Source organism: Dysgonomonas sp. HDW5B (genome assembly GCF_011299335.1).
GTDB lineage: Bacteria > Bacteroidota > Bacteroidia > Bacteroidales > Dysgonomonadaceae > Dysgonomonas_A.
Map to the genome: position 1 here is coordinate 706187 of NZ_CP049858.1, position 26319 is coordinate 732505.

The following is a 26319-nucleotide window of genomic DNA, read 5'->3' on the forward strand; positions in this document are numbered from 1 at the left end:
ACAATGAAAAAGAATATATTGATATACTGCACATTTGTACTTGTGCTTATAACCATGGGTTACAGCTTTTCGGCTTGTAACAAAGATGACGACGGCAGCAGCCCATATCTTGAAGCTTTTGGACCCAGCCCGGCTTTACGAGGTGGAGAACTTCGATTTCTGGGTAAAAACCTCAATAAGGTAACAGAAGTGGTACTTCCCGATAATATTTCGATTACCGAAATAACGAGAATTTCGAATGATGAAATTAAAATAACCGTTCCTCAGAATGCAATTACAGGTTTTGTTGTGCTAAAGTCTTCGGACGGTGATATTACCACTAAAACAAAACTTACTTTTAGTGAACCTATCGTTATCACTAAGTTTCATAAAACAGGAACCGAAGATGTAACATCGGTTATTGCCGGTGACCGAATTACATTTACGGGTGATTACATGAACCTCATCAGGGAAGTAGTGTTTACCGACAACACGGTTGTTTCTCTGAACCGCACGGAAGACGGCAAATATGGACGCGATACGCTCAGTGTAATTGTTCCACTGGGAGCACAAAGCGGAAAAATAGCTCTTTCGAACGGAGCTGAAATGCCAATACTTGTCTACACGGATAAAGATCTTACCGTGGCTGCGGCTAAAGTAACTTCTATATCTCCTGCTACAGTTAAAGCAGGAAAGGAGCTTACAATCAAAGGAGAACACCTTCATTTGATAGAGAAAGTTAAATTCGCAAGCAATCTCGAAGTTGCAATTCCTGCAAGAGAGAACCCATACACAGAAGTGACCGAATTAAAAGTAACCGTCCCTCTGGATGCTCAGGATGGTAAAGTTACCCTTGTATCTTATTCGGGATTAGAAGTAGAAGCTGGTACAATAACCATGAGTCTGCCCACTATTTCAACCCTATCTCCGTCTCCCGTTAAAGGAGGTACAACTATGACCATACAGGGTACTAATCTCGATTTAGTTACAAACATAACATTCCCTAATGTTGAAGATGCTGTTGCTCTTAAAACGAAAAGCGAGACAGAAATAACAGTCGATGTTCCTCTGGCAGCCGCTGATGGAAACTTAATCTTTCATACAGCATCGACCAAAACGGTAGAAAAGGCTTATACCACCGTGAAATCGGCAATTACAGGCATCACGCCTACAAATCTTACAGCAGGTGAGAATATTACCATAAAAGGTACTAACCTCGATTTGGTTCGCTCCGTATCATTTGGTGGAGGTGCTTCTGCAACTGTTACACCAACAAGTGCGACATCCTTTACCGTAGCCGTACCAACTACTGCTACAAGCGGAACTATTACCCTTCATTTGGTAAATGAGGCAACCGTAGCGTCGACCATATCATTGAATATAACACCTTCGACCAATCCGGTTATCAGTTCTATGCCCGAAAAAGCGAGACCGGGCGAAGAAATTACTTTGAAAGGAACTAATCTTAATACAGTAGAGTCTGTTTACTTCGGCAGTACCAAAGTTACCTCTTATGTTACACGCAGTGCTACTTCAATCACACTGATAGTACCCGAAAAAGCAACTATGGGTGCACAAACGGTTAAGATGGTAAATTATGAGGGTAAAGAATTCAAATCCGCCACTACTATCAATATTACAGGGCAAGAACCGATTGTTGATCCATCATTGGTATGGGCCGATTTTGAAGATGTAAGCTGGACTTGGGGACTTTGGGGTGGTATTGGACAATTCCTTAAAGAAAACGGAAACACATACTACAAAGGAACACCTACAGGTGCATTATCGGGTACTTGGTTATGGGCAAATAACAATCTTGCACTTCCCGCTTGCCCCAATATTAAAGACTATGTAGTAAAAGCCGATATGAAAATCACCAAAGACTTTGTTCCCGGAAATTATGCAATACAAATGGCTATAAACGGAGTATGGGGATGGTGTGATTCTGGTTTCTTCCCCATGGCTTCTGACGGCGTGACTGCTTCTACAGGCGGAGGATGGATTACCGTAACATGGTCGTTCTCCACTTTGGGTATCAGTACGGCTCCTGCGGGAGGTAAAACCGATACAGGTATGTATATCAATTCTTCGTCTTTCGATTGGTCAAACGTAAGTCTTGATAACTTCAGATATCAAAAGAAATAAGTAAAATAATAAACTCAGTTAAGTCTTTCCGACAAGAAAGGCTTAACTGATAACAAAATACAATATCTATGAAAAAGAATCTTTTTTCAACAAAATTATTCCTTATTATCTCTTTTGCACTTCTGTCCTTCTCCTGCAAAGACGATGACGAAGTAACAGGCACACAGAGGTATAAAGAGCCTCCGGTTTTATTGTCTTCAATCCCGGCAACAGGAGGAACAGTATCATTTACGGATAACACTATCAGGTTGATTTTCGACAGGGAAGTGACCGTAGTAAACTTGGGTATGGTAAGCATAAATAATGCCATCATTTCAGGTTCATCCGTTTCGGGCGACACACTAACCTTTACGTTAGACGGGTTAGACGAAAAAACTCCATATACATTAACCATAACTAAAGGGGCAATCAAAGGAGTTCCGGGCTTACTTAATCAAGAAGATATCACTTTGTCATTCAATACGGGTGAAGCCCCTGCTTTAACTAAAACTCTGGCTATGCCCAATGCTTCGGCTCAAGCAAACAATGTATTTAATTTTCTGTTGGAAAACTACAGAAACAAAATTATATCGGGGTCTATGGCTAAAGTGAACTGGAATACCGATGAAGCCGACAGGGTTTACAGATGGACAGGAAAATATCCTGCGATCAATACTTTCGACTTTGTACATCTATACGCTTCGCCAACCAATTGGATCGATTACAGCAATACTACAGTAGCCGAAAATTGGTGGAACAACAAAGGGTTGATTTCAATTATGTGGCATTGGAATGTACTTATTGAGGGCACTTCAAACTTCGGGTTCTATTACACAGGAAAAAACAATGGCGAAGGTGAGACTTCTTTTGACATTACAAAAGCTGTTCAGGATGGAACTGATGAAAATAAAATCATAAAAGCCGATCTTGACAAAGTGGCTACTCATCTATTGGCTCTGCAAGCAAAAGGTATACCTGTAATATGGCGACCATTGCACGAAGCCGCAGGAGGCTGGTTCTGGTGGGGAGCTAAAGATGCCAATTCGTATAAAGCACTTTGGATATTGATGTTCGAAACATTCAAAGCCAAAGGAATCAACAACCTTATCTGGGTATGGACTACCGAAACCAATGACAATAGCTGGTATCCGGGAGATGCTTATGTAGATATTATCGGACGGGATATCTACAATAAAAAAGATGCCGCTGCCATTTACAAAGAATACCTTAGCATAAGAAAAACCTATCCGAACAAAATGGTCACCCTCAGCGAATGTGGAAACGTTGCGAATATATCCCAACAATGGAGTGCCAATGCCAAATGGTCGTGGTATATGCCTTGGTACGATTATAATGCAACTGACGAATCGGAACACTCTCATGCTACTAAAGTATTTTGGACTGATGCTTTTGCATCTGATAAGGTGATAACCAGAGATCAGATGCCTTCACTAAAATAAGGATTCATGTATAATTTAATAGTCCGCTGAAGTTTTAGCGGACTATTAAAACAAATTCTCCGTGTATGAAAAAGATTTCTATATACCTTTTAGGGTTGATACTTACATTACTATCGGTATTTCCCGTTGGTTGCTTTTCAAATAACCCTATAGAGGGAAATAAGAGTGATTTTGTGGCTGTAAACGGCAAGCTGTCGGTACAGGGAACATCTTTGGTTAATCAGGCGGGAGAACCTGTCGTTCTTCGGGGAGTCAGTCTTGGATGGCACAATTGGTGGCCACGATTTTATAATAAAAGTACGGTTTCGTGGCTGAAAAGAGACTGGAACTGTAACCTTATCAGAGCAGCAATAGGCGTAGACCCCAAGAAAGGATATATAGATAATCCCAACTTTTCGATTGCATGTTTAACCAATGTAGTAGATGCAGCTATCGAGAACAATATGTATGTAATTATCGATTGGCACAGTCATCATATTCGTTTAGAAGAAGCTAAAGCATTTTTCACTCTGGCTGCCGAAAAGTACAAAGATTACCCGAATATCATCTACGAAATTTATAATGAACCTATCGATGACTCATGGGAGGAGGTCAAAGCATATTCTGAGGAGATAATCAAAACAATCCGGTCAATAGATAAAGATAACGTAATATTGGTCGGAACACCTCATTGGGATCAGGATATACATCTGGCAGCAGATAATCCTATCAGTGGTTATGATAATATTATGTATACCCTTCACTTTTATGCAGCTACTCACAAACAAGAGCTGAGAGAAAGAGCCGATTATGCTCTTGCGAAGGACTTACCCATTTTCGTTTCGGAATGTGCCGGAATGAATGCCGATGGCGACGGCGCTATCAATCTTGAGGAATGGAATACATGGAAGGAATGGATGAGCCGTCACCGAATCAGCTGGGCAGCATGGTCAATTGCAGATAAAAACGAAACATGCTCTATGATAAAATCAAAAAAATCGCCCGCTTATGGATGGACTGAAAACGATCTGAAAGAATGGGGTAAAATTATACGAAACACATTGCAGAAAGAAAACAAATAAAATGAAAAGAATTACCAACTATTTTCTTCTGATCGTGACAGCAGGATTAATACTATCCTGCAAAACCAAAATAGCAGAAGATACCAGCCCCCAAATAACAGAGAGCTATTCTGACTCGTGGCGTTTTCACGCAGGTGAAGGAACCGACAGTGCTTGGTTCGATACTAAGTTTGATGATAAAAACTGGCAGGAAGTCACATCACAGAAACTACTAAAAGATCAGAACATATCATTAGACAATGGTTTTGGATGGTATCGGAAGACCATACAGTTATCGGATAGCTTACAGGAAGGAATCAAAAACAAAGGAGGATTAGTACTTCATCTGGGCAGATTGGCTGCATGCGACGAAGTATATTTCAATGGTCAACCGGTAGGTAAAACAGGAGAGTTTCCTCAAAACTACATGGGTTACTTTGATAACGAAAGAAACTATCTGATAACTTCAGACAAAGTAAATTACGGAGGAGATAATCTTATTGCTATCAAATTTCACGATGGCTGGAATGTAGGCGGTTTTCTGGAAGGAGCAAAACTATCCATATCAACTGCCGAAACCAATGATAAAATTTTACTAGATGTAGCCGTTGCCGATTCCGACTATATATTTTTAGGCGAAAACCCGATACAAATAACCACAAATATCGAGAACAAAAACAATTGGGATATTGACGGGAAATTAATTGTCACATTGACTACTGACGATTATCAGCCTGTCAAGTCGGATTCTTTGAACATTTCCATTGAAGGGTTGAAAACCTATTCCAAATCTTTTGAACTGGCAAACCCTCAACCCGGATTTTACAGATATACCGTGCAATTGAAACGCAACAACGAAATTGTTACAGAAAAGAAATTCAATGTGGGTTACGAACCTGAGAAAATACAATCGCCCATCGATGCAAAGGTCGACTTTAAAGAATTTTGGGATAACAACCTTAAAGAACTGGCAAAAGTAGCCCCTAATTATAAGCTGACTTTAAAGCCCGAATATTCTCAACACGGATACGATATGTATCTCGTTGAAATGTATTCTTTCGGGAACGAACTCATCAGAGGATATTATGCCAAACCTCAAAAGGAAGGCAAACATCCTGTTATTGTTGAATATATGGGTTACGGATCGTCTCCTTATCCGGCAAACCAATGGTGGGATGGTTTTGCATACTTCGTTCTTTCGGTGAGAGGACAGGCGTTGAATCAACCAACCAACCGTTTTGGGAAATGGATTACCTATGGTCTTGATAACAAAGACGACTACTATTACAGAGGTGCATTTATGGATGTAGTACGTGCATTGGACTTTGTTTCGTCGCGTCCCGAAATTGATTCGGATAAGATAGCCGTGCGTGGGGGAAGTCAGGGTGGAGCATTGTCATTTGTGGCTGCATCGCTCGATAAACGTGTAAAAGTGGCGGCTCCTAATATTCCGTTCCTATCGAACTATCCCGACTATTTTAAAATTGCTCCCTGGCCTAAAAGCGATTTTGATGAGTATATGAAAGATCATCCCGAAGCAAAATGGGAAGATGTATATAATCTCTTATCTTATTTCGACATTAAAAATCTGTCTCAATGGATAGAATGCCCTCTTATTATGGGCATTGGAGTACAGGATAATGTATGTCCTCCGCACATCAATTTTGCAGCCTACAATCAGGTAAAATCAAAAAAACGCTGGATGGCTTTTCCGCATCATGCACACAGTGTAGGTAAAGAATACAATGATGCAGCCATGGCTTATATAAAAGAAACACTAAACTTTAAAGATCAATGAAAAAACTGATTCTACTTGCAGCTTTAACTTTAAGCTTATTCTCCTGCTCCGAGAAGAAAGCGGTAACTGCTCCCTCTTTCGTAAAGCAGAAGGAAGGCAAGCTTACGATAAACGACAAGCCTTACTACTTTATCGGCACTAACTTTTGGTTCGGGGCTATATTGGGTTCCGAAGGGCAAGGCGGTAACCGTGAACGATTACTTAAAGAGCTTGATTTTATGAAAGAAAACGGCATCAATAATCTTCGGGTTCTTGTAGGTGCCGACGGACATAGCGGACAAAAGGTAAAAGTTATGCCAACGCTCCAGATTGAACCGGGAGTGTATAACGATACTATTTTCGACGGGTTAGACTTCCTCATGGCGGAACTGGGTAAACGGGATATGTATGCGGTACTTTATCTTAACAACAGTTGGGAATGGAGTGGCGGATACGGACAGTATCTCAATTGGGCAGGACGTGGCGATGTACCCGAAGCAGGGGTTCAGGACTGGCCTGTATTTGTAAAGCATGTTGCCCAATATGCCGATTGCGACAGTTGCCATACCTCGTTTCTGAATCATGTAAAGCACGTTATTACCAGAACCAACCGGTATACGGGAAAGAAATATATTGACGATACGGCAATCATGTCATGGCAGGTAGGTAACGAGCCTCGCTCATTCAGCGATGAGGGTAAACCTGCATTCGTAAAATGGTTGAAAGAAACTACAGCTCTTATCCGCTCTCTTGATCCTAATCACCTCATCTCATTGGGTAATGAGGGTACTAAGGGATGTGAAGAAGATATGAATCTTTTCGAACAAATCAATTCAGACCCGAATGTCGATTATCTGACCATTCACATCTGGCCTAAAAACTGGAGCTGGATTGATCCCACCCAAGTAGTAGCATCCGTAGATACAGCAATCACTGAAACCGATAAATACATTGATAATCATCTGGCTATTGCCAAAAAGCTAAACAAGCCTATGGTTATCGAAGAGTTTGGATATCCGCGCGATAATCACAAATATACACTGGACGATACTACAGTTGCACGTGATAAATATTACTCCAATATCTTCTCGAAAATAATAAGTTCGAAAGAAAACAATGGTCTGATTGCAGGATGTAATTTCTGGACATGGGGAGGATTCGGAAGACCTGCTCACACATTCTGGGAACCGTGGGACGATTATGTAGGTGATCCATCGCAAGAAGAACAAGGTTTAAACTCTGTTTTCGATACAGATACGACCATCAAAGTCATCAAAAGCTATACTCAAAAACTATAATATTTCGGACTTATACTATAATTCAACTATAAATAGATTAAACATTTGGATATGAACGCACTATTCAACAAACGATTAAAGGCTGTAACAGCTGAATATGAAGCATTGGTTACCCGTACAAATGAACCTTTGCTCCCGGGAAATGGTATCTTCGAAAGATATAAGTACCCTGTAATTACAGCAGGTCATGCGCCTGTATTCTGGAGATACGACTTATCACCCGAAACCAATCCGTTCTTTATGGAACGTTTCGGAATCAACGGAACTTTCAATGCAGGGGCTATTAAATGGCAGGGTAAATATCTTTTGGCAGTCCGTGTAGAGGGAAACGATCGCAAATCGTTCTTCGCTATTGCCGAAAGCCCCAACGGTATCGACAATTTCCGCTTTTGGGACTATCCCATTGTTATTCCCGAAACCGATAACCCCGATACAAATGTGTATGATATGCGTCTTACGGCTCATCAGGACGGATGGATATACGGTGTATTCTGTTCTGAAAGAAAAGATCCGAATGCTGCGGCAGACGATCTTTCGTCGGCAGTGGCGGCAGCCGGCATTGTCCGCACAAAAGATTTAAAAAACTGGGAACGGTTACCCGATCTTAAAACCAAGAGCCAACAGCGAAATGTAGTATTACATCCCGAATTTGTAGACGGAAAATATGCACTTTATACCCGTCCCCAAGATGGTTTTATTGATGCCGGAAGCGGTGGCGGAATCGGTTGGGCATTGGTAGATGACATTACTAATGCCGAAGTGAAAGAAGAAACGATTATCAACCATCGTTACTATCACACGATCAAAGAACTCAAAAACGGAGAAGGTCCCCACCCGATCAAAACTTCGAAAGGATGGCTTCATTTAGCACACGGTGTAAGGGCTTGTGCAGCAGGATTAAGATATGTTTTATATCTTTACCTTACAGATCTAGATCAACCGAACAAGTTGATAGCCGAACCCGCAGGGCATTTAATGGCTCCTTGGGAGGAAGAACGTGTGGGCGATGTTTCGAACGTACTGTTTACAAACGGATGGATAGCCGATGATGACGGTACCGTATATCTCTATTATGCATCGTGCGACACGCGCATGCACGTTGCGGTTTCGTCTGTAGACAGATTACTCGATTATGTATTGAATACTGCTCCCGACGGTTACCGATCGGCAACTTCGGTTCAAACCTTAAATCAACTTATCGAAAAAAATCTGACAAAATAAAGGCCTTACACCTTTTTAGCACTTTGTAGGGATGAGTCTCCCGCTTATCCGAAATTAATCGAAAGAACAGAACTCTACCCCTACAAACTCAAATTGATTATTAAATAAATACTCATGAACACAGAAAAAGTCACATTAAAAGAAAAAGTCGGATACGGTCTGGGCGATGCAGCATCGTCTATGTTCTGGAAGCTGTTCGGCATGTATCTCATGTTTTTCTATACAGATATATTCGGCATAGAGGCAGCCGTAGTGGGTACCATGTTTTTGGTGACACGTATATGGGATTCACTTTTCGATCCCATTGTAGGTGTTGTCAGCGACCGAACAGAGTCAAAATGGGGTAAATTTCGTCCCTACCTGTTATGGGTAGCCGTTCCCTTCGGTGTACTGGGCGTATTAACCTTTACCACTCCCGATTTTTCGCCTACAGGAAAAATAGTATATGCCTATATCACCTATTCGCTGATGATGATGGTATACTCCTTAATCAATGTACCTTACGCATCGTTGCTGGGCGTGATGTCGTCCGACCCTAAAGAAAGAACCGCCTTGTCATCATACCGTATGATATTTGCATTCTTAGGCAGTATATTGGCTTTGATACTGATAGAACCTTTGGTGAAATTATTCGGCGGAAGCGGCGAAGGAGCCAACCTGACTTTCGGATGGTCTATGACTGCTATTGTATTTGCCGTTATTGCCGTCATTTTCTTTTTATGTACTTTTTCGTGGACAAAAGAACGTATCCGCCCGATTAAAGAAACAGGTAATTCTTTGAAAGAAGATGTAAACGATTTACTTGTCAACAAGCCTTGGTGGATACTACTGGGAGCCGGTATTGCCGCTCTGATATTCAATTCGATTCGTGACGGAGCAGCCGTTTATTATTTCAAATATTATGCAATAGCTCCCGATACTTTCGATTTGGGAATCATTGGTTCGGCACTCTCGCTGACAACTATCTATTTAGTATTGGGGCAAGGGGCTAATATCTTGGGGATTCTTTTTGTTACCCCTGTTTCGAACCGCATAGGAAAAAAGAAAACCTATTTGTTTGCCATGTTGTTTGCCACCGTTTTCAGTATTGCTTTTTATTTTGTGGGTAAAGATAATATCCTTCTGATGCTGATCTTACAAGTACTTATCAGTGCATGTGCAGGAAGCATATTCCCTCTGCTTTGGTCGATGTATGCTGATATAGCCGATTATTCGGAATGGAAAACTGGACGCAGGGCTACGGGTTTGATATTCTCCTCGTCTTCGATGTCTCAAAAATTCGGATGGTCAATAGGCGGGGCACTTACAGGATGGTTGTTGGCTTACTTCGGCTTTCAGGCAAATGTAGAACAAACGGTCGAAGCTCAGGACGGAATACGTATGATGTTGAGCTTTTTGCCTGCAATAGGGACTGTTTTATCAGTCGTATTTATCAGTTTGTACCCATTAACAGAACAAAAGTTACAAGAAATTACAACTGATTTGGCAAATAAGAGAAAGGATCAAAAATGAATGAATTTAAGAAAGAACTAACAGATAATATCCTGCCTTTTTGGATCGAAAAGATGCAGGACAATGAACATGGAGGTTTCTATGGTCGTATAGACGGCAACGAAATACTTCATTCCAAAGCCAATAAAGGTGCTGTTCTAAATACCCGCATTTTATGGACATTCTCGGCAGCTTATCGCATCCTGAAAAAAGAAGAGTATTTAAAAATAGCCGAACGTGCGTTTCATTATATCAAAGATTATTTCATTGACAAAACTCACGGAGGTGTGTATTGGGAGCTCGATTATTGGGGAAATCCGGTTAATACCAAAAAGCAAACCTATGCACAAGGATTCTCCTTATACGGATTTTTGGAATTTTACAGAGCCACCGCAAATCCCGAAGCTTTGGCAATGGCTAAAGAGTTTTTCTTTTTACTGGAGAAATGCTTTGATCCTAATCTAGGTGGCTATCTTGAAGCCTATACCCACGATTGGCAACCTATCGAAGATGTACGTTTGAGTGATAAGGATGCAAATGAAAAGAAGACAATGAATACTCATTTACATGTATTGGAACCATACACCAACCTTTGCCGTATTTGGGACGATGAGCAACTCAAAGATGCTCAACGTAAGCTTATTCACATCTTTACCGATAAGATATTAGATTCGGAAACAAATCACCTCAACTTGTTTTTTGACGAAGAATGGAATGTAAAATCGACTGCCATATCATACGGTCACGATATTGAAGCGGCTTGGCTTTTATATGAAGCAGCCGAAGTTTTGGGAGATAAACAATTAACCGATAAAATAAAAACAATATCTCTTAAAATAGCCGATGCAGCAAGCGAAGGCTTACAAACCGATGGGAGTATGATTTACGAAAAAGATGGTAATCATACAGACTTAGAGCGTCATTGGTGGGTTCAAGCCGAAGCTGTAGTGGGTTATATGTATGCTTACAAAATTTCGGATAATGCCGGATATAAAGAAAAAGCCGAACAAGTCTGGGCATATATACAGCAATCTATTGTAGACAAAAGCAATGGTGAATGGCATTGGAGCAGACTTGCGGATGGCAGTATCAATACACGAGACGACAAGGCAGGGTTCTGGAAATGTCCTTATCACAACGGACGTATGTGCATGGAAATGATCGAATCTTTCCAGCCTTTTTATTAAACATCTTATATATCAACATGAAAAAAACGGTATTATTAATGGCAGCAACTCTCGGCATTGCATCGGGCGGACAAGCTCAAACCAACAACGATATGAACAAACAAGCTATCGAGATAGTCTCTAAAATGACACTGGCCGAGAAAATCGGTCAAATGGCTCAGGTAAGTATAGATGCAGTCTGCAAAGGAGAGGATACGCCTCCAACCAGTACTTTACAACTCGATATGGATAAACTGCGGGATGTAATCGTAAACTACCACGTAGGATCTCTTTTGAATTCGCCCAATACACGTGCACGCACTGCTGAATGGTGGACAAATGTTATCAGCCAGATTCAGGACGTAGCATTGAACGAAACTCGTACCAAAATACCCGTAATATACGGACTCGATCAAATTCACGGGGCAACTTATACAGCAGGATCAACTATGTTTCCGCAGGAGATTGCATTAGCTGCCACATGGAATCCTGCCCATGCTAAGAAAATGGGAGAGATCACAGCCTATGAAACCCGTGCGAGTAATGTTCCTTGGAATTTTTCACCGGTACTTGATCTGGGTATCGATCCACGCTTTCCTCGTCAATATGAGGGATTCGGCGAAGATCCTTATATCGGGTCGGTATTCGGATACCAACTAATAAAAGGGTATGAGGGCGATGATAATAACGTAGCTCATCCCAATAAATTGGCTGCTTGCATGAAGCATTTTATCGGTTACTCTGCTCCTATCAGTGGTAAAGACCGTACACCTGCTTATATACCTCAATCGGCTTTAATGGAATATCATGTACCTGCTTTCAAAGCTGCTATTGATGCAGGAGTGCATACGGTAATGATTAATTCGGGTATTATCAACGGAGAGCCCGTACATGCCAGTTACGACCTTTTGACAAAACTGCTGCGTAATGATTTAGGTTTTGACGGAATGATCGTTACCGATTGGGAAGACATCAACAAATTATACTCGCGTGACCGCATGGCTCCGAACATCAAAGAGGCTATTAAGGTGAGTATAAATGCAGGAGTCGATATGTCGATGATTCCTTACGATTACAAAGAATTCTGCACTCTATTGACGGAGTTGGTAAACGAAGGACAAGTGCCCATGTCACGCATCGACGATGCTGCACGAAGGGTCGTATTATTGAAACTGCAACTCGACTTGTTCGATACACCTAATACATATCGCAAAGATTATCCTCAATTCGGGTCTAAAGAATTTCAACAAGCTTCGTATGATGCGGCGGCAGATGCTATTACGCTGCTGAAAAATGACAATAATATACTTCCTCTCCAGAAAGGTGCTAAAATATTGGTATCGGGTCCTAATGCTGTCAGCAAAAGATCGCTAAACGGAGGATGGACATTCTCTTGGCAAGGTGAAAAAATTGATGAATTCGCAAGTGAATATAGTAACCTGCTGGACGCTATTACCCATACGTATGGCAAAGAAAATGTTTCATATGTTCCGGGTGTAAGCTATACGGCGGCAACTGAATATGCAACGGAACATAAAGACCGTTTTGATGAAGCTATTGCGGCTGCTAAAAATGCAGATTATATTATCTTGTGCTTAGGTGAAAATTCGTATTGCGAAAAACCGGGAGATTTGGATGACTTGTATTTGAATGATCTTCAAACAGAACTGGCTAAAGAGTTCCTCAAAACAGGTAAAAAAGTAATTCTTGTTTTGAGTGAAGGAAGACCTCGTGTGATCTCTAAAATATCTTCTCAGGTAGATGCTATCGTTCAAACCTATCTTCCGGGAATTTTTGGTGCGGATGCTTTGGCGGATGTATTGGTTGGCAAAGTAAATCCTTCGGGAAAATTACCTTATACATACCCTGCATTCCCTAACTCATTGGTGCCTTATTATCATAAACATTCGGAAGAGCAAAAGAGAAGCGAAGGTGTTTACAATTACGAAGGAGACTTCAACCCCGAATATCACTTCGGCTTTGGATTGAGTTATACTACATTCGATATATCGAACCTGAAAATAAACAAAACGTCTTTTGCCAATAATCCGAAAGAGGAAATTATTGTTTCGGTAGATGTAAAGAACACAGGAAACGTAGAAGGTAAAGAAGTAATTCAACTTTATTCGAGCGATTTATTTGCAAGCCTTGTTCCTGATGTGAAAAGATTGCGTCGATTCGAAAAAGTATCTCTTAAAGCAGGTGAGTCTAAAACCGTAACATTCAAGTTAACTTTGGATGATCTGGCTTTCTACAATCTGAAAAGTGAGAGAGTAATCGAAGCCGGAGATTTTGAGCTGCAAGTAGGTTCATCATCCAATGATATTAAAGAAAAAACGGTTATCACGGTTTTGTAATGATCTGTCAAAAGACTGAATCAGAAAGCCCCTACAGCGGTTCTCGTTAAACACCAAACGCCTTTTATACCCTTTAATCATATGATGCACAAAACAATCGCTTTTACTTTTTGCTTCTTGTGGCTCTCTGTTATATATGCTTCCGACTTTCTCTTAGTCGACCCACTGGCGACAGCCGAGACCAAAGCCTTGTTTTATAATCTGAAAAAGATAGAACAATCGGATCGGGTTATTTTCGGACAACAGGACGCTACCTTATACGGTCGATCGTGGGTAGGCGACAGTAACAGAAGCGACGTGAAAGACCTTTGCGGGCAACACCCTGCATTGATTGGGTTCGATTTTGAAGCTGCTACAGAAAATGATCCTGTAAAATTCGAAAACATAAAGAACCGATTGGTCAAAGCAACTAAAGAAGTTTACCGTCAAGGTGGAATTATAACCTTTTCGTGGCATAGCAAAAATCCTGCTAATGATGGTAGTTTCTATTGGGAGAAGAATCCTGTGGAATCGGTAAAAGATATTCTTCCCGAAGGAAAGCTGCACTCGAAATATAAACAATATCTGGAGTCTATAGCCAAAGTCATGAATGATTGCAAAGGAGATAATGACGAACTTATTCCTATTATTTTTCGCCCTTTCCATGAATTCGACGGCGATTGGTTCTGGTGGGGAAAGGGGCATTGTTCGAAAGATGAATTTATTGCACTTTGGCAATTTACCGTTACCTATCTCAGGGATGATATGGAGGTGCATAATCTGCTTTATGCTTTCTCTCCTGATTGTAAGTTCTTTACTGAAGAAGAATTTATGGAGTATTATCCGGGAGATAAATATGTGGATATTATCGGAATGGACAATTATTGGGACTTCAGACCTGATGGTGCAAATGATCCTCAACTTGCTGCACAAAAATTAAAGATCGTTTCGGATATTGCCACTAAAAAGAATAAAATTGCAGCTCTAACCGAAACAGGATTAGAGGGGGTAAGCAATCCGCTTTGGTACACCCAGGTGTTGCTGCCCGTTTTACAGAGTACAAAGATTGCGTATGTAATGGTCTGGCGAAATGCAAGCGATTTACCAACGCATTATTATACACCGACAGTGGGACATCCTGCGGCTCAGGACTTCATCCGTTTTTCGGAAGATAAGAATATTCTATTCCAATCGGATCTGCCTGATATGTATATAAGTCGTCACAATTTACTAGACAGTAGGGGCAGTGGCTCTGCCCTGCCCGTCAAGCAATAAAAAATTAGTGGGTGGAGTAGTCCCCCCTACAAGCGTTCTCCGCAAAATATGAAAAAATGAAACAAAATATGAAAAAGAAATTAATATTGGCAGCAATAGCATTTACAAGCCTTTTTGCATGTAAACAGAAAGCAGTAGAGGAAATTCATACCAAACAACCTATAGACAAAAATGCGACGGCTGAAACCGTAAGACTTTATAACACCTTGTTTGAACGGCTTGACAAAGGTATTATGCTTGGGCATCAGGACGACTTGGCTTATGGACACAGTTGGTATAAAGAAGCGGGCAGATCGGATGTAAAAGATGTAACGGGAGATTATCCCGCCGTGTTCGGATGGGAACTGGGACACCTCGAAATAGGTGCAGAGTTTAATTTGGATTCCATTTACTTCTCAGATATGAAGAGGTATGCACAAGATATCCATCGTATGGGCTCTATTAATACATTCAGCTGGCATGGCGATAATATGGTAACAGGAAATACTGCCTGGGATTGTGCACAGGATACGGTTGTAAAAACCATCCTCGCAGGAGGTATAAATCACGACCAATATATAAAATGGCTTGACCGTGTTGCAGACTTCTTTCTCGACCTGAAAGATGATAACGGTGTACTTATTCCCGTAGTTTTTCGCATGTATCACGAACATACAGGAGACTGGTTTTGGTGGGGAAGTAAACAATGCACACCCGAGGAATATAAGCAGCTATGGATTATGACTGTGGAATATCTGAGAGACAAACGTAATGTGCATAATTTGCTCTATGCTTATTCGCCTTCTGAAACTAAAGATGAAGTCGAGTATCTGGAACGTTATCCCGGAGATGACTATGTGGATATTGTTGCATACGACTCTTATGTACCCGGAAAAACAACTGAGGACATCGAAAAATATAAAGCCGGTATGGATCGCAATCTCCAAATTGTGACTAATTATGCCAACAAGTCGGGAAAACTTCCAACGATCGGAGAAACAGGGATGGAGGGTATCCCCGACTCTACTTACTTTACAGAAATCGTATATCCTGTTATCAATAAATATAAAATCAGTTGGATTTTGTTTTGGCGTAACGCATGGGAAAAGCCTGAGCATTATTATTTACCTTTTGAGGGGCATCCTGCATCTGAGGATTTTAAAAAATTTGTATCTTTAGAAAATATACTCATGAATAAAGATATTCAGTAGAACTTGCTCTACTGAATATCAATTTCTTTTGTTATTTTATCTATAAATACAGATAGGTCTGATTTTAAAAGTTACAGAAAAAAGTAAAAAAGAATTGAAACAAACAACAGGTGTAACTTTTGTCACTTTTGTAACCTTTTATGAGATATAAGTCTAAAATACAACATCTTGCGAAATGAACAAAAATAACATTATTCAGTCACTTTTGTAACCTTTTTTGTTACCCTATTGTCACCTTTGATACTTTACTGTAAAACTATTTAATAAATATACCCAATATGCGAAATACCAATAAATCGTACATTCTATTATTGATTCTGGCTATTATCTGTTGCCGGACATCTGTTTCTGCTCAAAAGCAGTTCTTGGTGCAGTCTCCTGACAACGAGCTTAAAGTAAACATATCTGTTGGTAATACAATAGAATATTCTGTCTCCCACAATGGAGATCTTATGATAGCAAACTCGCCTATATCGATGTCGTTGACCAACGGAATGTCTTTTGGAGTAAACCCCAGGATAGCAAAGTTATCCACTAAAACGTTGAATGATACAATAACGGCTTCGGTATATAAACGAAAAGAAATTACAGATACTTATAACGAAATTATCCTCAAATTTAAAGAAGGGTTCAGTCTTGTATTCAGAGCATATAACGAAGGTATAGCCTATCGCTTCGTTTCAGACTTAAAGAAACCTTTTGAGGTAAAAAGTGAAGAGGTAAACTTCAATTTCCCGACAGATCAGAAAGCGTATATTCCTTATGTACAAAACATAAAAGAACCTATTGAGAAGCAATTCTACAATTCGTTCGAAAATACATACCAGCATATAAATATATCTCAGTGGGACAAAAAACGTCTGGCTTTTCTGCCCTTGGTAGTAGAAGGTGTAAACGGGAAGAAAGTATGTATTACGGAATCTGACCTGACAAATTATCCGGGGATGTATCTATACAATGGTAATGGTTCTACTACTTTAAGCGGAGTATTTGCACCTTATCCTAAAGATATAAAACAAGGCGGTCACAATATGCTACAGGGCGAAGTACAGTCGGCAGAACCTTATATTGCACGATATAACGGAGCAACTAATTTCCCTTGGCGCATTATAATAATTTCGGAGAATGACAAGGAACTGGCTGATAATGACATGGTATATAAACTGGCTACCCCCAACAAAGTGGCAGATGCTTCGTGGATCAAACCCGGAAAAGTGGCTTGGGATTGGTGGAATGACTGGAATCTGTACGATGTTGATTTCCGTTCGGGTATCAATAATGAAACGTATAAATATTATATTGATTTTGCTTCGCAACATGGTATTGAATATGTAATATTGGACGAAGGTTGGGCAGTAAATCTGCAAGCCGACTTATTTCAGGTAGTTCCCGAAATAGATCTAAAAAGCTTGGTTGATTATGCCAATAAAAAGAACGTAGGACTTATTCTATGGGCAGGATATTATGCTTTTAATAAAGACATCGAAGGTATCTGCAAGCATTATTCGGATATGGGTATCAAAGGCTTTAAGGTTGACTTTATGGACAGAGACGATCAACCAATGGTAGACTTCCACTATCGTGCAGCCGAGATCGCCGCAAAATACCATATGATGCTCGATTATCACGGTACATATAAACCGACGGGATTGCAACGTACATTCCCCAATGTAATCAATTTTGAAGGTGTTCACGGATTGGAGCAAATGAAATGGTCGCCCGAAAGCGTAGATCAGGTTACATACGATGTTACTATACCTTTTATAAGAATGGTAGCCGGTCCTCTTGATTATACTCAGGGAGCTATGCGTAATGCTTCTAAGGGCAATTATCGCCCTGTTAACAGTGAGCCGATGAGTCAGGGTACACGCTGCCGTCAGTTAGCGGAATATATTATATTCGAATCGCCTCTGAATATGCTATGTGATAACCCGTCCAATTATATGCGTGAGAAAGAATGTACCGAGTTCATAGCTAATGTGCCAACGGTGTGGGACAATACTATAGCATTGGATGGCAAAATAGGTGAATACATTACTATTGCACGGGAGAAAGACAATGTATGGTATGTAGGTTCGCTTACCAATTGGGATGCAAGAACACTTGATGTTGATTTGTCATTTCTAGGCGAAGGCAGCTTTAAGGCTGAGGTCTTTAAAGATGGTGCGAATGCCGACCGATCGGGACATGATTATAAAAAAGAACTAATTGACATACCGTCTGACCGAAAACTAAGCATTCCAATGGCTTCAGGAGGTGGTTATGTGATGAAAATTTACAAGTAGTTTATATTTACCTTTCACTAAAATAAAAGTAGGGTTCTCCAATGTGAAAACTCTACTTTTATCTATTATAAAAAGAACTTCGATTCTTTATAATTCTCCCTGAATTCACGAGGGGTGCATTGTTTCTTCTTTTTAAAAATACGATTGAAATTAGATAGGTTATTAAACCCACACTGAATAGCTATTTCGGCAACACTATGGGTTGTATCAACCAACATTCGGGTTGCATGCCCCAGGCGTATATCGTTGAGTGAATCGATGAAATTACGCCCTGTTCGCTGTTTTAAGAATCTACTGAATGAGACTCCTGTCATTCCCACCAGATTAGCTACATCCAGCAGGCAGATATCCAGATTGTAGTTTGCCAGCATATAACTGTAAGCTCTCTCAATGCGTCTGCTGTCGTAATTTTGAGCATTGATATTGAACGAACGACTTGATAATTCCCTCATTCCCTTAGATTGCGACAAATCATACAAAATAGCAAATAACTTAAGAACGGAATGGGCTCCTTCATGTTCAGAAGCCAAAGAGTACATTTGGCTTCTTACCTTCTCTATTGTTTCCCGCGAAAAGGTAATGCCATAGGCTGCTTTGGCAAACATTTCCTTTACTGATCGGAACTGATTCTTTTGAAGAAGATGGTCGTTCAATAAATCGCCATGAAACTGAATGGTTATCTCTTTTATCTCTTTCGATGTACAGTTATGGTCAAACCATCCATGTTCGAGATTTGGACTTGCGATAAGCGTCAGTTCCAAATCATCTATATCTTCGACACTGTCTCCGACAACACGCTTTGCTCCTGTTCCATTTTCTATAAAATTAAGTTCAAATTCTTTATGAATATGAATTGGGAATGTAAACTCTTGCTTCACCCTTGAAAAAATCATAAAACAATCCTCGTCAGATAAAGGAGTGACTTCTCTTAAGATTGAATTCTTAACATTTTCCATGGTTAGTAATTTTAGAGTGCAGACCTATTCGTAATATTGTAACTTACTAATAACTGTAGTAAATATAGTTAATAATTAGCAATCTCGTAGATAAGCGTCTGTAGTTTTAATCCCCACTCCAACTTAAAACAAAAGAGTATCAATATTCATATGGTTCAACTTTCACTTATAAACCACCTCAACCCACAACAAAAAAGCACCTACAACTTTCGTTATAAGTGCTTCTGTGGTGACCGCGCCAGGATTCAAACCTGGAACCTTCTGATCCGTAGTCAGATACTCTATTCAGTTGAGCTACGCAGCCATTGCTTTAATGCGTTGCAAAAGTAAGGCTCTTTTTTATATTATGCAAGTATTTAGATACTTTTTTAATAAATATTTTCAGCTAGATATTCTTCACACACTTAAAATTCTCATGTAAAGAAGCTTATGGTTTCTGGAATATTTAAGCCTGTTGAGAAAAAGAAAGGAGGACTAAGTCCTCCTTTCTTACAAATTATATAGATATATTAGTCGATAAAGTCTACAGTTTCTTCACCAATCATTTTGCGAAGTGTGTTTTTTAACTTCACATATTGGATGAATAAATCGTGCTCTGCAATCTGATTCTTTTCGTGCATTGGACTCTTGAAATAGAATGATAACCAGCTTTGGATACCGCTCATACCCGCACGTTGTGCAAGGTCAGAGAACAACACAAGGTCAAGACACAAAGGAGCTGCAAGGATAGAGTCACGGCAAAGGAAATCCACTTTCAATTGCATTGGATAACCTAACCATCCGAACAAGTCGATATTATCCCATCCTTCTTTATTGTCCTTACGAGGAGGATAATAATTGATACGTACTTTGTGGTAAACATTACCATAAAGCTCAGGATACAATTCAGGTTGAAGGATATTATCAATTACTGATAATTTAGATTCTTCTTTTGTTTTAAATGATCCTGGATCGTCAAGGACTTCTCCGTCACGATTTCCAAGAATATTTGTAGAGAACCATCCGCTAAGACCTAACATACGAGTCTTGAACATAGGAGAAAGAACAGTCTTCAACATAGTTTGACCAGTTTTGAAGTCTTTTCCACAGATCGGAACTTGTTTTTGTGCCGAGAATTCCCACATTGCAGGAATGTCAACAGTTAAGTTAGGAGCACCATTGATGTAACCTACACCTTCAGCAATAGCTGCATAAGCATATAAGTTAGATGGAGCAATATCTGCATGATTTTCTTTTACTGCTTTTTCGAAAGAAGAAAGGCTTTTGTGGATTTCACCAAGAGGAGTAAATACTTCTGTACTACCGCACCAGATCATAACTATTCTATCGCAGTTATTTTCTTTTTTGAAGTTACGGATATCTTCTCTTACTTGTTCCATCAAGTCCCATTTAGTAGGAGCTTGTTTTACCCATGTACCATGAAGTCTTTTTACAAAGTTTTGATCGAATACAGCTTTCATTGGTTTGATAGCCGAAAGCTCATCTTTTACTTTGTTTAGATCTTCATCTGTCAATACTTCAGCATGTTTAGCTGCTTTATAAACATCATCTTCGAAAAGATCCCATCCTCCAAAAACGATATCATTAAGATCAGCCAAAGGCACTGCATCTTTAATCTTCGGGAAGCGGTTTTCTTCTCTTTTACCCAAACGCATTGTAGCTAATTGAGTGATTGAACCAACAGGAACACCTAATCCCTTACGAGAAATTAATGTACCTGCAATAAATGTAGATGCTACTGCACCACCAACTCCGACAACAAGAACTCCAAGTTTTCCCTTGGCTTCTTTCACTTGTACTTTTTCCATTTTTTAAATTTAATTTTAAAATTTACTGCAACCCGCAGCAATCCTTTAAACTGGTGAAGTTATTTCATCAGGTAAGTATTACATGAATCCATAAAATCACATATAATAGAATAGCTTCAGCGAAGGCCTCTTTCCATTTTATTCTCCCAACCCGGGCTTTTCAACTAAAAAAATTTAGTATCCATTATTAGAAATTGACATTACAACTAACACTACAATACTACCAAAATATACAAGTAAGGTTTATAACCTTTTCAATATCTTATCTAACGCCTTAGGTAAGAACTGCTACAATATAGCAGTTTTAATATCCTTAATTCAGTTGGAAAATATCTTCCAACTCCATAAAGTCTGTAATAATAACATCAGCAGTTGCATTTTCTTCATCATCACCCCATCCCGGACCTTTCAACCAGATAGTCTGACATCCGTTTTTTGACGCCGGTACTATATCTTTTGCATGGGAATCGCCTATCACAACGATATTCGAAGCCGGAAGGTTCAACTTATCCACACCCAAGCCAAATATAGCAGGATCGGGCTTTCTAACTCCTACAACAGCCGATTCAATAATATCATCAAAGAACTCAAGCAATCCGAAATCCTTTAATACAGCTTGCACATTTCCATAGAAATTGGAAACTAGCACCATTGGATAACGTTCACGTAAAGCATTCAAAATCACTTTCTCTTTGCTTATAATCTCTTTGGCAAAGTTATAACATTGCGTCGAAATAGCAAGAGAATAGCTTGATGTTTTATCATTATTATCCAATATATTTTGTTCGATCAAATAACTAATCTGAAGGTCAGTCTTTATTTTCAGTAATTCGAAGAAGTTATGATTCGGCTGCACATCGGGGTGTACAGCTAAATAGCGCTCAACATATACAAAGGCTTCACGAAAGACTTCTTTAGTTACACGCACTTCCATATCCTGATAAGCCTCCCATAATACTTCAGCCCAATGTTTACCATTACTGTCGATTGTACCTCCGTAATCGAAGATAATACCTTTTACTTTTTCTAGCTCAAACATATTTATTTGCATATGATTTTATTATCATTTTCAAGAAGAACAACTATTTAATTAAATATTTAAATAGTACTTTGAACTTCATATTTTCCCTCCTCTATCTGCTTTATAAATGTTTTACACATTTTCTCATGGCACGAAACCATATATACTAAAATCACATTAAGCACTACAAGCTCAAAAACAAAGTATAGCCAGGGTTGTTTAATAAGTACTGCAACGAACAAAGCTATTGCACGAGTATTGAAAGACAAAATATTAGTCCATTTCATCAAAGGTAGGCTTTTTTCTCTGAAAGCAACTCTAAATTGCTCCGGAGCAGTTTCTCCGAACCGGCTTTTCAATATTTTAAACATTTCCTGAAAATTTGCCGACCAGCTTTCCTGACCTTTAGTGTAATTCAGGTAAAAGGTAAGAACCAGTTTCTCCCAGAAGTTAGCCCCCCATGTCAATTCCACGTTTTTCTCTCTCAGTTCGGCTGTATTGTCTAATTCACTACCTGATTTTCCTTTCAAAAATAACAAGTGTATATTCCTGTAATAATCAGCCATGGAAGCTTGTTTGCTATGGAAATATCCCGTGATAACAGCTAAAGCCCAAATACTCCATCCCCATACCGGGAAAAGGCGCATACAAATGGCAATATAAATAGATATAAACCACAGATTTCCGGCAAAGCCGTCCAATACACGACCTAATGCTGAAAACTGCTTGGTCATGCGAGCCAATTGTCCATCGGCACTATCAAACGAATTTGCCCAAACAAGTAAAAATATTCCTAAAAGAGTAAGCCATAAATTATCAAAGTAAAAACAAATACCCGACCCTACTCCAATAAAGATACTCGCTATAGTAACTGCATTGGGTGTTACTCCTAATTTCTGAAAGAGTAGCGCCCATCTATAACCTATTGGGCGATAAAAATAAATATCGATAAACTCTTCTGTGTCCGACGACTTGAGCGTAGACTCCAAAGATGGTTTATTTTGTTCCATTAATTTAGGGTTTGTGTTATTTTAGATTCTTTTGTACATGCTTGTCTATACACTCTGCAATTTTAGCTGCAGCTTGCTCACGACAAGGTGCAAAACTAGGCCAGTCATTAAAATCTATAATTTTGAATGATCCGTCTTTTGCAACCACACAATCACCTCCATATATTTTTATATTCAAAATCTCTCCTGCTTTATCGCATGCTTCTTTCAAAGCGTCTACTGAGAATGGATACTGATTAGCCGCTCCGTTTATTTCTTCTAGTCCAAATTTACTGTGACTCAGGTCGAATGGATAGAAATGATAAAAGAAATCTGTATCAGCTACTCCATAAAACTTAACCAAATCACCTACAAGATGTTCATTTATAACTGCATTAGGTATTCCTCTGAAAGCAAATTCTTTTAATATTTCTCTAGCTTCGGTAATACTTCTGGCAAAAGCAACATCTTCGCGGTGAATGGCATGAAAGTCACCCCTTTTAATCCAGTAGGCATTGGCTTCCATCTCCTCCAACAACTCTGTAGGATCTTCGTTACAATCTATAATTATGCTTTCGGGATGAGGTATCTTATTATCCATAAGCATACGTGTCATTTTTCCTCGCGTACAATTTTCGATACCATATGCAGAGTTAATAACTACCGAACCGGTATCTTCTAAATGTTTCAACCATTTGATTGTACTCTTATCGCGAGCCATATCAAAAATATATTTATCCTTGATATCACTTAACACAAATTCGGACTCGGTATAATCCTGTACATCATACCCCATATCGCGCAAACATTGTGCTGTGAGGTTATAGATAGTACCATCATTCCCGATATGGTTAGGCGAGTATTTAGTTTGTCGCTTTATCCCTGTTAATTTTCCTTTAGACATAATTATTTAAAATATAATTGCTCTACTTTTTGATTTCCTGTTTATTTAATTTCGAAGAAACGCCTCAGCTTTTACAATATCTTCGGCATGATCAACATCTACAATCTTCGGAAAAGGATATGCCTTTAAACACAATCCGTCAGCCACTAATTGACGTTGAAAATTCCGCATGCGCGATTGCCCCGAGGACAAACAGTTTTCGAGTGTATCTATTGCTTTAGGTGTTAAACCGTATATACCTCCCGAAATGTATTTACATGAGTCCGAATTATCCAGAAATCCTGTAATTTCCATATTTTGATCGACATCCACATAGAGAGGTTTCTCATCATCAATATAATCGGTTACAGCCATCATTCCATCCGATTCAGCATCAGCAATGAACGCTTTGATATATTGCTCGAAATCTTCTTCTTTAAATATTGTATCAACAGTAGTTAAGCAAAATTTACCTTCACGCAAAAACTCCCTCAATTCGAAGAAGCTATGCATCGAGCTGGGAGTCGATTTTATAACAATATTTAGTGGAATATCCAGTTTTATTTGCTTTACGTATTCTTGCACTGCTTTCATCTCTTCATTTACAATGATACTGATGGAGTCAGCTTGATTCTTTGCGAAAATATCAATGAGGCGACGAATCATCTCCACCCCGTTTAACTTTACAAGAGGCTTTGGTAACGTAACCCCTTCTTGTGCCAACCTCGAACCTTCTCCGGCGGCTATTATTGCATAATTCATCTTATCTGCTATTGTAGGGACGTATTTTATACGCCCATTGTAATATTCTATTTATTGAGGGCGTATACAATACGCCCCTATGGTATTATAATAATATCAATCTGCCGATTCTTCTTTTGTCAGATCTAAGACTTCGTTATCTCCACCCTTCTCATAATACATTTTTCTCAAAGGATTGGCATGGGCTTTATCATACTCTTTACGATTACGTAAAGTGTCAATTGCCAGATAAATTGCCTGACGAAAAGAATCCTCAGATGCTTCGTTTTTCCCCGCAATGTTATAAGCGGTACCGTGTGCGGGAGATGTGCGAACAATAGGCAAACCTGCCGTAAAGTTAACACCTTCCTCCATTGCCAGAGTCTTGAAAGGAACCAAACCCTGATCGTGATACATAGCCAATATACCATCAAAGGATTTAAAGCGTCCTGATCCGAAAAAACCATCGGCAGCATATGGTCCAAAGCATAAAATGCCACTTTCTTCCATCTCACGCAGAGCAGGAATAATAATGTCGTTTTCTTCTGTCCCTAACAAACCATTTTCTCCGGCGTGAGGGTTCAATGAAAGTACTGCAATACGGGGTTTATCGATATTAAAATCGCGAAGTAACGATTTATTAAATATGTCGATTGTTTCTTTAACCTTTTCTTTAGTGATGCTTTCGGCAACTTTACCTAAAGGAAGATGTCCTGTAACTAGTGCAACTCTTAGATCTTCTTTTGCAAGAATCATAAGAGACTTTGACGTATCCTGTCCGAATTTCTTTTCCAAATATTCGGTATGACCCGGAAAATGGAAAGTATCTTGTTGAATATTATCCTTATTGATAGGTGCTGTCACCAATACGTCAATCAATCCGGCAGCCAAATCTGCTGTAGCTCTTTCCAATGAACTTAGCGAGGCATCACCTGCTGCTTTGGTTGACTTTCCGAGTTCGACCTTGATGTCATCGGGAATACAATTAATAACATTCACTTTATTTATCTCTGCTTCACTCGCTTCTTGAATCAGGTTGAAGGTAACAGGAGGTAATTCTAAAGCTTTGCGATGATAGGCTGCAACTTTTGTTGATCCATATATTACAGGAATGCATAATTCTGCAATACGGAGATCTCCAAACGTTTTAAGTATGACTTCATAGCCAATACCGTTAATGTCACCGTGTGTAATTCCTACTTTTATCATTATATTAGTTTTCTAAGTAATTCGTATATTAAGGTCTCAGACCTTTTTATTGTATCTTCTAAATTGACAA

The 26319-nt window shown here is 39.5% G+C and carries 19 protein-coding genes and 1 tRNA gene; 12 read left to right on the forward strand and 8 right to left on the reverse strand.

Features of this window, described 5'->3' with window-relative positions:
* Positions 1-3: 3 nt before the first annotated feature.
* The 12 genes from G7051_RS02825 to G7051_RS02880 all read left to right on the forward strand — a co-directional run bounded on the left by G7051_RS02825 (position 4) and on the right by G7051_RS02880 (position 18642).
* Complete coding sequence (locus G7051_RS02825) at positions 4-2124, forward strand: glycan-binding surface protein (protein ID WP_166198383.1); 2121 nt, start codon at positions 4-6, stop codon at positions 2122-2124.
* Between the two features lie 68 nt (positions 2125-2192).
* Positions 2193-3563: a glycosyl hydrolase gene (locus G7051_RS02830; RefSeq protein ID WP_166198384.1), complete on the forward strand. Its 1371-nt coding sequence runs from the start codon at positions 2193-2195 to the stop codon at positions 3561-3563.
* A 65-nt stretch (positions 3564-3628) separates the two neighbouring features.
* A complete protein-coding gene (locus G7051_RS02835) occupies positions 3629-4624 on the forward strand; it encodes a glycoside hydrolase family 5 protein (protein ID WP_166198386.1) in 996 nt (331 codons plus the stop codon).
* Between the two features lies 1 nt (position 4625).
* Positions 4626-6401 carry an acetylxylan esterase gene (locus G7051_RS02840; RefSeq protein ID WP_166198388.1) on the forward strand — a complete coding sequence of 592 codons (1776 nt, stop codon included), beginning with the start codon at positions 4626-4628 and terminating at the stop codon, positions 6399-6401.
* Positions 6398-7678 carry a cellulase family glycosylhydrolase gene (locus G7051_RS02845; RefSeq protein ID WP_166198389.1) on the forward strand — a complete coding sequence of 427 codons (1281 nt, stop codon included), beginning with the start codon at positions 6398-6400 and terminating at the stop codon, positions 7676-7678. The genes G7051_RS02840 and G7051_RS02845 overlap by 4 nt, the downstream gene beginning before the upstream one ends.
* Before the next feature lie 51 nt (positions 7679-7729).
* Positions 7730-8899 carry a glycosidase gene (locus G7051_RS02850; protein ID WP_166198391.1) on the forward strand — a complete coding sequence of 390 codons (1170 nt, stop codon included), beginning with the start codon at positions 7730-7732 and terminating at the stop codon, positions 8897-8899.
* Between the two features lie 114 nt (positions 8900-9013).
* Positions 9014-10411: an MFS transporter gene (locus tag G7051_RS02855; protein WP_166198393.1), complete on the forward strand. Its 1398-nt coding sequence runs from the start codon at positions 9014-9016 to the stop codon at positions 10409-10411.
* Complete coding sequence (locus tag G7051_RS02860) at positions 10408-11577, forward strand: AGE family epimerase/isomerase (RefSeq protein ID WP_166198395.1); 1170 nt, start codon at positions 10408-10410, stop codon at positions 11575-11577. Before G7051_RS02855 ends, G7051_RS02860 begins: the two co-directional genes overlap by 4 nt.
* A gap of 38 nt (positions 11578-11615) precedes the next feature.
* Positions 11616-13913: a glycoside hydrolase family 3 N-terminal domain-containing protein gene (locus G7051_RS02865; protein WP_255493363.1), complete on the forward strand. Its 2298-nt coding sequence runs from the start codon at positions 11616-11618 to the stop codon at positions 13911-13913.
* An 81-nt stretch (positions 13914-13994) separates the two neighbouring features.
* Positions 13995-15167 carry a glycoside hydrolase family 26 protein gene (locus tag G7051_RS02870; protein WP_255493301.1) on the forward strand — a complete coding sequence of 391 codons (1173 nt, stop codon included), beginning with the start codon at positions 13995-13997 and terminating at the stop codon, positions 15165-15167.
* Positions 15168-15235: 68 nt separating this feature from the next.
* Positions 15236-16357: a glycoside hydrolase family 26 protein gene (locus G7051_RS02875; RefSeq protein WP_166198397.1), complete on the forward strand. Its 1122-nt coding sequence runs from the start codon at positions 15236-15238 to the stop codon at positions 16355-16357.
* Between the two features lie 278 nt (positions 16358-16635).
* Entirely contained in the window at positions 16636-18642 is a 2007-nt protein-coding gene (locus G7051_RS02880) for a glycoside hydrolase family 97 protein (RefSeq protein ID WP_166198399.1), read from the forward strand.
* A gap of 65 nt (positions 18643-18707) precedes the next feature.
* Here G7051_RS02880 and G7051_RS02885 read toward each other — a convergent pair whose 3' ends face one another.
* The 8 genes from G7051_RS02885 to pdxA all read right to left on the reverse strand — a co-directional run bounded on the left by G7051_RS02885 (position 18708) and on the right by pdxA (position 26249).
* A complete protein-coding gene (locus tag G7051_RS02885) occupies positions 18708-19598 on the reverse strand; it encodes an AraC family transcriptional regulator (RefSeq protein ID WP_166198401.1) in 891 nt (296 codons plus the stop codon).
* A 227-nt stretch (positions 19599-19825) separates the two neighbouring features.
* Positions 19826-19902: transfer RNA gene (locus G7051_RS02890), tRNA-Arg, on the reverse strand.
* Positions 19903-20107: 205 nt separating this feature from the next.
* Positions 20108-21406 (reverse strand): inositol-3-phosphate synthase, encoded by a 1299-nt coding sequence (locus tag G7051_RS02895; RefSeq protein WP_166110938.1) that lies wholly within the window; start codon positions 21404-21406, stop codon positions 20108-20110.
* Between the two features lie 313 nt (positions 21407-21719).
* Entirely contained in the window at positions 21720-22445 is a 726-nt protein-coding gene (locus G7051_RS02900) for an HAD family hydrolase (protein ID WP_166198402.1), read from the reverse strand.
* 59 nt (positions 22446-22504) lie between these two features.
* Positions 22505-23437 (reverse strand): CDP-alcohol phosphatidyltransferase family protein, encoded by a 933-nt coding sequence (locus tag G7051_RS02905; protein ID WP_166198404.1) that lies wholly within the window; start codon positions 23435-23437, stop codon positions 22505-22507.
* A 16-nt stretch (positions 23438-23453) separates the two neighbouring features.
* Positions 23454-24320 carry a hypothetical protein gene (locus tag G7051_RS02910; protein WP_166198406.1) on the reverse strand — a complete coding sequence of 289 codons (867 nt, stop codon included), beginning with the start codon at positions 24318-24320 and terminating at the stop codon, positions 23454-23456.
* Positions 24321-24365: 45 nt separating this feature from the next.
* Complete coding sequence (locus G7051_RS02915) at positions 24366-25061, reverse strand: NDP-sugar synthase (RefSeq protein ID WP_166198408.1); 696 nt, start codon at positions 25059-25061, stop codon at positions 24366-24368.
* Positions 25062-25157: 96 nt separating this feature from the next.
* Positions 25158-26249, reverse strand: a complete 1092-nt coding sequence (gene pdxA / locus G7051_RS02920) for a 4-hydroxythreonine-4-phosphate dehydrogenase PdxA (RefSeq protein WP_166110950.1) — start codon at positions 26247-26249, stop codon at positions 25158-25160.
* Between the last annotated feature and the right edge of the window lie 70 nt (positions 26250-26319).

Bases quoted from the DNA above. Each gene is read 5' to 3' on its own strand.
- G7051_RS02885 (WP_166198401.1), bottom strand. From the start codon at position 19,598: ATGGAAAATGTTAAGAATTCAATCTTAAGAGAAGTCACTCCTTTATCT.
- G7051_RS02830 (WP_166198384.1), top strand. From the start codon at position 2,193: ATGAAAAAGAATCTTTTTTCAACAAAATTATTCCTTATTATCTCTTTT.
- pdxA (WP_166110950.1), bottom strand. From the start codon at position 26,249: ATGATAAAAGTAGGAATTACACACGGTGACATTAACGGTATTGGCTAT.
- G7051_RS02865 (WP_255493363.1), top strand. From the start codon at position 11,616: ATGGCAGCAACTCTCGGCATTGCATCGGGCGGACAAGCTCAAACCAAC.
- G7051_RS02870 (WP_255493301.1), top strand. From the start codon at position 13,995: ATGATGCACAAAACAATCGCTTTTACTTTTTGCTTCTTGTGGCTCTCT.
- G7051_RS02880 (WP_166198399.1), top strand. From the start codon at position 16,636: ATGCGAAATACCAATAAATCGTACATTCTATTATTGATTCTGGCTATT.
- G7051_RS02845 (WP_166198389.1), top strand. From the start codon at position 6,398: ATGAAAAAACTGATTCTACTTGCAGCTTTAACTTTAAGCTTATTCTCC.
- G7051_RS02825 (WP_166198383.1), top strand. From the start codon at position 4: ATGAAAAAGAATATATTGATATACTGCACATTTGTACTTGTGCTTATA.
- G7051_RS02875 (WP_166198397.1), top strand. From the start codon at position 15,236: ATGAAAAAGAAATTAATATTGGCAGCAATAGCATTTACAAGCCTTTTT.
- G7051_RS02910 (WP_166198406.1), bottom strand. From the start codon at position 24,320: ATGTCTAAAGGAAAATTAACAGGGATAAAGCGACAAACTAAATACTCG.
- G7051_RS02840 (WP_166198388.1), top strand. From the start codon at position 4,626: ATGAAAAGAATTACCAACTATTTTCTTCTGATCGTGACAGCAGGATTA.
- G7051_RS02895 (WP_166110938.1), bottom strand. From the start codon at position 21,406: ATGGAAAAAGTACAAGTGAAAGAAGCCAAGGGAAAACTTGGAGTTCTT.
- G7051_RS02855 (WP_166198393.1), top strand. From the start codon at position 9,014: ATGAACACAGAAAAAGTCACATTAAAAGAAAAAGTCGGATACGGTCTG.
- G7051_RS02905 (WP_166198404.1), bottom strand. From the start codon at position 23,437: ATGGAACAAAATAAACCATCTTTGGAGTCTACGCTCAAGTCGTCGGAC.
- G7051_RS02850 (WP_166198391.1), top strand. From the start codon at position 7,730: ATGAACGCACTATTCAACAAACGATTAAAGGCTGTAACAGCTGAATAT.
- G7051_RS02900 (WP_166198402.1), bottom strand. From the start codon at position 22,445: ATGTTTGAGCTAGAAAAAGTAAAAGGTATTATCTTCGATTACGGAGGT.
- G7051_RS02915 (WP_166198408.1), bottom strand. From the start codon at position 25,061: ATGAATTATGCAATAATAGCCGCCGGAGAAGGTTCGAGGTTGGCACAA.
- G7051_RS02860 (WP_166198395.1), top strand. From the start codon at position 10,408: ATGAATGAATTTAAGAAAGAACTAACAGATAATATCCTGCCTTTTTGG.
- G7051_RS02835 (WP_166198386.1), top strand. From the start codon at position 3,629: ATGAAAAAGATTTCTATATACCTTTTAGGGTTGATACTTACATTACTA.